The organism is Blautia sp. CAG:257 (assembly GCF_000433815.1).
GTDB classification, from domain to species: Bacteria; Bacillota; Clostridia; order Lachnospirales; family Lachnospiraceae; genus Blautia_A; species Blautia_A caecimuris.
The window spans coordinates 2466-11220 of the sequence record NZ_HF999118.1; the positions used below are offsets into that span (position 1 = coordinate 2466).

The following is an 8755-nucleotide window of genomic DNA, read 5'->3' on the forward strand; positions in this document are numbered from 1 at the left end:
AAGAGTCACCGGCCAAAAAGACTCCGCCAACCAAGCTTCACAATCCGAAGCTGTTCCGGCCTTTTGAAATGTATGTAAAAATGTACGGTCTTCCTGCTTATAATGAGCTGGATCCCACATGGTTTGTGGCTATTACCTATTCCCTGATCTTCGGAGCCATGTTCGGAGATGTGGGGCAGGGACTGATCCTTTTCCTTGGCGGTCTGTTCCTGTATAAGAAAAAGCATATGGATCTTGCAGGCATTATCAGCTGCGCCGGAGTTTTTTCCACCTTTTTCGGATTTATGTACGGAAGCATCTTTGGATTTGAAGAAATTCTCCACGCCATATGGCTGAAGCCCATGAAGGCAATGATGGACGTTCCACTGGTAGGACGGCTGAATGCAGTATTTGTCATCGCTATCGGATTCGGAATGCTTCTGATCCTGATCTGTATGGTATTTAATATCATCAATGCTGTCCGCAATCATGATACAGAACGTACATGGTTTGACAGCAACGCTGTTGCCGGGCTTGTATTTTATGGTTCCATTGCTCTGTCCGCAGTGCTTCTTGTTTCCGGCAAAAAGCTTCCCGCAGCAGCTGTTCTGGCAGTTATGTTCGGCGTACCTTTGATTCTGATGTTCCTGAAGGAGCCTCTTACCAACCTGGTAGAAAAAAAGAAACAGATCCTTCCTGAACAGAAAGGAATGTTCTTTGTTCAGAGCTTCTTTGAACTTTTTGAGGTACTGTTAAGCTATCTGTCCAACACCCTTTCTTTCCTCCGTATCGGAGCCTTCGCCGTAAGCCACGCGGCAATGATGGAGGTTGTCCTGATGCTGGCAGGAGCTACAGAGGGCGGCAGTCCCAACTGGATCGTTATTGTTCTGGGCAACATTTTTGTGTGCGCCATGGAGGGTCTGATCGTTGGTATCCAGGTTCTTCGTCTGGAATACTACGAGATCTTCAGCCGCTTCTATGCAGGAAACGGACGCGAGTTCCTTCCTTTTAAGAAAAAGGGACAGAAAGCAAACGCTTAATAAAAACAGCCGGGATTTTTCCCGTAAAAATAATTTTATTTTCAGGAGGATATTACCATGACAATGATCATTCAAATCGTAACAGCAATCGCACTGATTCTCAGCATCATCTTACCTGTGAGCTACTTTTTCCTTGGTGAGAAAAACAAAAAACGCTATAAACGCACACTTGCAGCAAACTGCTTTATGTTCTTTGGCGTAATCCTTGTTGCCTCTGTGGTAATGTTTGCAGGCACATCAAGCGTACAGGCTGCATCAGGCAACAGCGGTCTGGCTACAGGTCTTGGCTATATTGCAGCTGCCCTTGTTACAGGTATTTCCGGTCTTGGTTCCGGTATCGCAGTTGCCAGCTCCGCAAGCGCTGCGCTTGGAGCCCTCAGCGAAGACGGTTCTCTTTTTGGTAAATCTATTATCTTCGTAGCTATGGCCGAAGGTATCGCCCTTTACGGACTGATCATTTCCTTTATGATCCTTGGTAAACTTTAAGAGGCATATTTTATGAAAATGTATTTAATCAGCGACAACATCGACACCTACACAGGCATGCGCCTGGCAGGTGTCGAGGGCGTGGTTGTCCATGAACGTGATGAGCTCCGGGAAGCCCTGGAGCGCACTATTGCAGACAAGGAAATCGGGATCATTCTCCTTACGGAAAAATTTGGACGGGAATTCCCGGAGATCATTGATGAAGTCCGGCTTCACCACAAAACTCCCCTGATCATTGAAATTCCTGACAGGCACGGAACAGGACGTAAACCGGATTTTATCACTTCATATGTCAACGAAGCAATCGGACTGAAATTATAGGCAGGTGAAAACATGACAATAGATGAAAAGCTGCAGCATTTCTATGAGGTCTCTGTTGAGGAAGCAAAGGAGGATGCCGCAAAGGCGATCCAGGAGCACAGAGAATCTCTTTCTCAGATGCTGGAAGATCATAAAACAGCCCGCAGACAAAGCGCTGAGGCTGAGGTAAAGGCCGAAGCGGAACATGTCCGCAGGGAGATCAACAAGGCTCTGTCCGCAGAACAGATCACTCTCAAACGCGGCTGGTCCAGAAAACAGGAAGAGCTGAAAGAAGCTCTTTTTGCAGAAGTAAAACAGAAAGCACAGGCTTTTATGGAAACTCCTGAATATATGGATTATCTCTGTAAACAGATTCGGGAAGTAAAATCCTTTGCCGGTGAGGATGAGATTCAGATTTCTTTATCTTCCGGTGACAGCAGTAAGCTTGAAACTCTTTCTCAGAAAACAGGAGCAGAGCTTACTGTTTCTTCAGATGATTTTATCGGCGGTATCCGCGCTGCTATTCCTCAGAAAAATATCATGATCGACAACTCTTTTCTGGAAGGACTGGAATCCATGCGAAAGGAATTCAAATTTGACGGAGGGCTGAAGAATGAGTAAAACAGGTATTATCTACGGTGTCAACGGCCCGGTTATTTATCTGAAAGGCGATCCCGGATTCAAAATCTCCGAGATGGTCTATGTAGGAAAGGACAACCTGGTAGGAGAGGTCATTGGCCTGAAAAAGGGAATGACCACCGTCCAGGTTTTTGAGGAAACCACAGGGCTTCGTCCGGGGGAAACCGTTACAGGAACAGGCGACGCCATCTCTGTTCTTCTGGGACCTGGAATCATCCACAACATTTTTGACGGAATCCAGCGTCCTCTGGAGGAAATTGCAAAATCCTCCGGAAAATATATTTCCAGAGGTGTCAGTGTAGATTCTCTGGATACACAGAAAAAATGGAACACTCATATTACAGTTAAGGAGGGGGATGTTGTGGGTCCCGGTACGATCATTGCCGAGACACAGGAAACAGCCTCCATTCTTCATAAATCCATGGTTCCGCCTTCTATCCAGGACGGAACTGTCATCAAGGCAGCTCCGGACGGAGAATACAGCATTCTGGAGCCTATTGTAACCATTGAGCTTCCTGACGGAACCACAAAAGATCTTGCTCTTGCACAGAAATGGCCTATCCGTATCCCAAGACCTACGCAGCTCCGTTTCCCGGCAAGCGTTCCTCTTGTTACAGGCCAGCGTATTCTTGACACACTTTTCCCCATCGCCAAGGGCGGTACTGCTGCTGTTCCGGGCGGCTTTGGTACAGGAAAGACCATGACACAGCATCAGATTGCCAAATGGTCTGACGCTGATATTATCATCTATATCGGATGCGGAGAACGTGGAAACGAAATGACTCAGGTTCTGGAGGATTTCAGCAAGCTGATCGACCCGAAATCCGGCAACCTGATGATGGACAGAACAACTCTGATCGCCAATACCTCCAACATGCCTGTTGCTGCCCGTGAGGCTTCCATTTACACCGGAGTAACTCTGGCAGAATACTACAGAGACATGGGGTATGATGTTGCCATTATGGCAGATTCTACTTCCCGTTGGGCAGAGGCCCTTCGTGAGCTGTCCGGACGTCTGGAGGAAATGCCTGCAGAGGAAGGCTTCCCTGCATATCTTGCTTCCAAGCTTTCTGCCTTTTATGAGAGAGCCGGTATGATGCAGAACTTAAACGGAACCGAGGGATCTGTTTCTATTATCGGAGCGGTTTCCCCTCAGGGCGGCGACTTCTCAGAGCCTGTTACCCAGAATACCAAACGTTTTGTACGCTGCTTCTGGGGACTTGATAAGTCTCTGGCCTATGCCCGTCACTTCCCGGCAATCCACTGGCTTACCAGCTACAGCGAGTATCTGGAGGATCTCTCCCCCTGGTACCGCACCCATGTGTCCCCGAAATTTGTCACAGACAGAAATCAGATCATGGCGATCCTTAACCAGGAAAGCTCTCTGATGGAAATCGTAAAGCTGATCGGAAGCGATGTTCTTCCTGACGATCAGAAGCTGACTCTAGAAATCGCAAGAGTGATCCGTCTGGGCTTTCTTCAGCAGAACGCCTTCCATGACGAGGATACCTGTGTTCCAATGGAAAAACAGTTCCAGATGATGGAGATCATCCTTTATCTGTACGAAAAATCCCGCGCCCTTGTAAACCGCGGCATGCCGGTTTCCGTATTGAAAGAGGACAATATTTTTGAACGGATCATTTCTATTAAATATGACGTTCCAAACAAGGAACTTGAGAAATTTGACCAGTACAAAAAAGATATTGATGAATTCTATGAAAACGTATTAAGGAAAAACGGCTGACAGGAGGAAAAGTTTATGGCAATCGAATATCTGGGATTAAGCGAGATAAACGGCCCTCTGGTTGTTCTGGAAGGAGTTAAAAACGCGTCCTATGAAGAAATCGTAGAATTTCATATGGACGACGGAACACAGAAAATCGGCCGTATTGTAGAAATTTACGAGGACAAGGCTGTTATTCAGGTCTTTGAGGGAACTGAAAGCATGTCCCTGACAAACACTCATACAAGACTGACCGGACATCCAATGGAGATCGGACTTTCTCCGGAAATCCTCGGACGTACCTTTAACGGAATCGGTCAGCCTATTGACGGACTGGGCGATATTGCCCCGGAAGTAAAACTGAATATCAATGGACTTCCTCTGAATCCAGTATCCAGAGAGTACCCGAGAAACTATATCAACACAGGTATTTCTGCTATCGACGGTCTGACAACACTGATCCGCGGACAGAAGCTTCCGATTTTCTCCGGAAACGGACTTCCCCACGACAAGCTTGCAGCGCAGATCGTACAGCAGGCTTCTCTGGGAAGCGACTCCGATGAAAACTTTGCCATTGTATTTGCAGCAATGGGTGTAAAATATGACGTAGCTGAGTTTTTCCGCCGTACCTTTGAGGAAAGCGGCGCTTCCGACCATGTTGTCATGTTCCTGAATCTGGCAAACGATCCTGTAGTAGAGCGTCTTCTGACACCGAAAATCGCTCTTACAGCAGCAGAATATCTTGCCTTTGAAAAAGGAATGCACATTCTGGTCATCCTTACTGACATTACCTCTTTCTGTGAGGCAATGCGAGAGGTTTCTTCATCCAAAGGCGAGATACCGTCCCGTAAAGGATATCCGGGTTATCTGTACAGCGAACTTGCAACACTTTATGAGCGCGCAGGAATCGTTCAGGGCGGCACCGGATCTGTAACACAGATTCCGATTCTTACCATGCCTAACGATGATATTACTCATCCTATCCCTGACCTTACCGGATATATTACAGAGGGTCAGATCGTTCTGGACCGTCAGCTTCACGGGCAGGCAATTTACCCTCCTATCAATGTGCTTCCGTCTCTTTCCCGACTGATGAAGGACGGCATCGGAGAAGGCTTCACACGGGCAGACCATCAGGATGTGGCCAACCAGCTTTTCTCCTGTTATGCAAAAGTAGGCGATGCCAGAGCTCTGGCATCCGTTATCGGTGAGGATGAGCTCTCTCCTCTTGATAAGCGCTATCTTGTATTCGGCAAGGCTTTTGAAGCGGAATTTGTAGGACAGACAGAAACAGAAAACCGCAGCATTACCGAAACTCTGGATAAAGGCTGGGAGCTTCTTGGACTTCTTCCAAAAGAAGAGCTGGATCGTATTGATACCAAGATTCTGAACAAATATTACAGAGAAACCGTCAGATAAGAAAGGGAGGTGGTTTCTTGGATCCAAATACCTTTCCCACCAAGGGAAATCTGATACTTGCAAAAAATTCCCTTGCTCTTTCCCGTCAGGGATTTGAGCTGATGGACAAAAAAAGAAACATCCTGATCAGAGAAATGATGGAGCTTATCGATCAGGCAAAGGATATCCAGACACAGATTGACGAAACCTTCCGGACTGCATATGCGGCTCTTCAGAAGGCAAATATGGAAATCGGCATCGCTTTTGTTCAGCAGATTTCCTATACTGTACCTGTGGAAAACTCCATCCGGATCAAAACCCGAAGCGTTATGGGAACAGAAATCCCACTGGTAGAATATGACGCTCAGAGTACCAACACCCCCACTTATGCCTACTACAGTACAAAAATGTCTCTGGATCAGGCAAAGGCGGAGTTTGAAAAAGTAAAAGAGCTGTCCATCCGGCTCTCCATGATCGAAAATGCAGCCATTCGCCTGGCCGCCAACATCAAAAAAACTCAAAAGCGGGCAAACGCTCTTAAAAATATTACAATCCCCAGATACGAAACACTGACCAGGGATATCCAGAATGCTCTGGAAGAAAAAGAGCGAGAGGAATTTACAAGACTGAAGGTTATCAAACGAATGAAACAGAATGCTGCGTCAGCAGATTCCTGTGGATAACATTCTTTTTTAAACTTTATCCACAATGCAGTAAAAATCCCCAAAAGAGAATTTTATTTCTCTTCCGGGGATTTTTATTTTTCCATAACTCAAAACACTATAAAATGTATGACCTTATGTTCAGCATACTATATGATGTGATTTTGTTTATACATGCCAACTTTTCTTAATATTGTCAGATAATTATTCTTTCAAACAGCAAAATCACTCTTTTGTACAAAATATTTCCCTATATTTTCACATTGAAAATGTCAATAGAAATCTGTTGGTTTTTGTCGATTTTTATATTTTTATCATTATTAACCAAAACATCTGTTTCTTGTCTTTTTATGTAAATCAGGTATTCCACATGTTATTCATGTGGATAATGTGGATAACTTTGTGCATAACTTGATTTTACAGGGTTTTCCACGTTTTCTTACAGTGGATAACTTTTGTACAAAAATCCATACAATCCACATTTTTCGACAGGCTTTGTGCAATTTGCCAAACCCTCGATTATTTCAGATAAGTTCCGACACCAGACGGTATTTCAAAATCATAATCAGAGACTTTTATCCCTGATGCAGAGGTGCTGGCATGAATGATCTTTTCATCTCCGATATACAGCCCTACATGATAAATATTGCTGCCATAAAAAACAAGATCCCCCACCTCAATATCACTGAGTTCTTTTTTCTGTGACGATTCATACTGGGCCGCAGCCACTCTGGGAAGCTCGTATCCAAACTCTTTAAACACAGACATCATAAACCCGGAACAGTCAGCCCCATTTGTCAGGCTTGTTCCCCCATATACATAGGGATTGCCCTCAAACTGCATTGCAAAATCCACAATCTCCTGACGGTGAGCCACACGCTCCTCTTCCGCCTTTCTTGCTCTTTCCTCAGCCGCTTTTTTTGCAGCCGCCCTGTCCGCCTCTTCCTTCAGTTTCTGGTATTCCTGAGCCTTCTCTTCAGCCTGAGCTACAATATCATTTGCAATTTCACTGATGTCGCCTGTCTGATCATCTTTGCTGCCGTCAGTAAAGGTTCCCTCCAGCGTTTCCTCACCGCTGGTAAAATCTGCCGCCTGCGCACCTGCTGCCATGGCGGTGCTCATACAAACACTTAACATCACTGCTGCAATCTTTTTTATCATGGAAATCTCCTTTTTATTCATCCTTATTTTCATCAGAAATATCCCGATATCCGTACCAAAACTGGAAACAGGCATCTCTGTGCTGCATACAGTTGCGTATGTTATCACAGAAATGCCTGTTTTGTCAAATTTTATTACAGAATGATTACATTTTTGTTTATAACTCTCTCAGAAATGAATGGAACTTTTCTTTCACCTCTCTCTGCCTGCTCTCACTGATAGGAAGAAGCATTTTCCCAACCATTTCTACTCTATCCGGATAATATCTGTTTATTTCATAAGGATTTACAAGATATGACTGATGGATTCTGATAAACGGACGGCCGCCCTTTTCCAACTCTTTTTGTATTTCCCCCAATCTTCCATAGAAAATATCAGTGCTGTCTTTCCCATGAAGTATAATTTTTCGTCTGCGGCTCTCAAAATAAAAAATATCCCGTACAGGAACCCGGCAGGTACTGTGTCCGGTTGTATAAGTATAATAGCATAAGCACTCTCTGATCCTCTTTAGAGCCTCTTCAAGATATCTGTTAAACTGTTCCTCTTCCAACGGTTTACCAAGATAACGAAAAGGTTCTGTTTCAAACATCTGTGTGAAATAAACTTCATGAAAAGTAACATAAATGATCATTGTCTCAGGAGATATTTTCTTTATCTCACGCACTGTACTGATCCCGTTTCTATTACCCATCTCAATGTCCATATAAACAAGATCATACTGTCCGCCGTTGAGGATTGCCTGCAGAATACTGTCTCCATCTGAAAAGACTTCTGTATCTAAACTGACAGCTTTCTGTTTTCCATAGGATAATATCCGGTTTTCCAATTCAGCCGCAAACTGTGTATCGTCATCACATACAGCAATATTTACCATCACAATTAACTCCCCTTTCGCTTGCCTGCGGTTATTTTTACATACCAAAAAAGTATATGTCAAGCACTCTTTGTTCCAATGAGATTCCCTTTTTACTGTTTCTTACTAAAACCACGTTATTTCTATTCTTTTTTTATTCGCTTTACTTTTGTTATCTAAAATAATATTTTTCTAAATTTAAGTTTCTAAATCCAACTGTTTTTTCTTCTTTCTAACAAAAGGAGAAAAATCATGGAAAATACTATTTTTATTCATACATTACAACAGGCAAAGGACGACGATACCTCTGCACAGGAACAAATAATTCTCAAATTTCAGCCCATGATTCGCAAGTATGCATACAAATGTCATGCAATGGAATATGAGGATGCTCAGCAGGAGCTGACCCTTGCTCTTTTGACAGCTGTCCACTCCATAAAATATATCCAAAATGAAGGAGCATGCATTTGTTTCATCCAAAATGCGCTGAAAAACCACTTCAAATATCTGTGCC

At 44.2% G+C, this 8755-nt stretch carries 10 protein-coding genes; 8 read left to right on the forward strand and 2 right to left on the reverse strand.

Annotated features, from left to right (window positions below; genetic code table 11):
- The 7 genes from QVP40_RS13040 to QVP40_RS13070 all read left to right on the forward strand — a co-directional run.
- Positions 1–1019, forward strand: a 1019-nt coding sequence (locus QVP40_RS13040; protein WP_288200580.1) for a V-type ATP synthase subunit I, incomplete at its 5' end; no start/stop codon positions are given.
- Positions 1020–1076: 57 nt separating this feature from the next.
- Positions 1077–1505, forward strand: a complete 429-nt coding sequence (locus QVP40_RS13045; protein ID WP_022068823.1) for an ATP synthase subunit C — start codon at positions 1077–1079, stop codon at positions 1503–1505.
- A gap of 12 nt (positions 1506–1517) precedes the next feature.
- Complete coding sequence (locus tag QVP40_RS13050) at positions 1518–1826, forward strand: V-type ATP synthase subunit F (protein ID WP_022068824.1); 309 nt, start codon at positions 1518–1520, stop codon at positions 1824–1826.
- A 12-nt stretch (positions 1827–1838) separates the two neighbouring features.
- On the forward strand, positions 1839–2426 hold the full coding sequence (locus QVP40_RS13055; protein WP_022068825.1) for a V-type ATP synthase subunit E: 588 nt from the start codon (positions 1839–1841) through the stop codon (positions 2424–2426).
- Positions 2419–4188 (forward strand): V-type ATP synthase subunit A, encoded by a 1770-nt coding sequence (locus tag QVP40_RS13060; protein ID WP_022068826.1) that lies wholly within the window; start codon positions 2419–2421, stop codon positions 4186–4188. The genes QVP40_RS13055 and QVP40_RS13060 overlap by 8 nt, the downstream gene beginning before the upstream one ends.
- Before the next feature lie 15 nt (positions 4189–4203).
- Positions 4204–5586, forward strand: coding sequence for a V-type ATP synthase subunit B (locus QVP40_RS13065; RefSeq protein WP_022068827.1), 1383 nt, complete (start codon positions 4204–4206; stop codon positions 5584–5586).
- Positions 5587–5603: 17 nt separating this feature from the next.
- A complete protein-coding gene (locus QVP40_RS13070; RefSeq protein WP_022068828.1) occupies positions 5604–6248 on the forward strand; it encodes a V-type ATP synthase subunit D in 645 nt (214 codons plus the stop codon).
- Between the two features lie 498 nt (positions 6249–6746).
- Here QVP40_RS13070 and QVP40_RS13075 read toward each other — a convergent pair whose 3' ends face one another.
- Together QVP40_RS13075 and QVP40_RS13080 are read right to left on the reverse strand one after the other, a co-directional pair.
- A complete protein-coding gene (locus tag QVP40_RS13075) occupies positions 6747–7388 on the reverse strand; it encodes a C40 family peptidase (protein ID WP_022068829.1) in 642 nt (213 codons plus the stop codon).
- Positions 7389–7545: 157 nt separating this feature from the next.
- Complete coding sequence (locus QVP40_RS13080; RefSeq protein ID WP_022068830.1) at positions 7546–8262, reverse strand: LytR/AlgR family response regulator transcription factor; 717 nt, start codon at positions 8260–8262, stop codon at positions 7546–7548.
- Between the two features lie 231 nt (positions 8263–8493).
- Here QVP40_RS13080 and QVP40_RS13085 point away from each other — a divergent pair.
- A partial coding sequence (locus tag QVP40_RS13085; RefSeq protein WP_288200581.1) for a helix-turn-helix domain-containing protein occupies positions 8494–8755 on the forward strand: 262 nt, incomplete at its 3' end.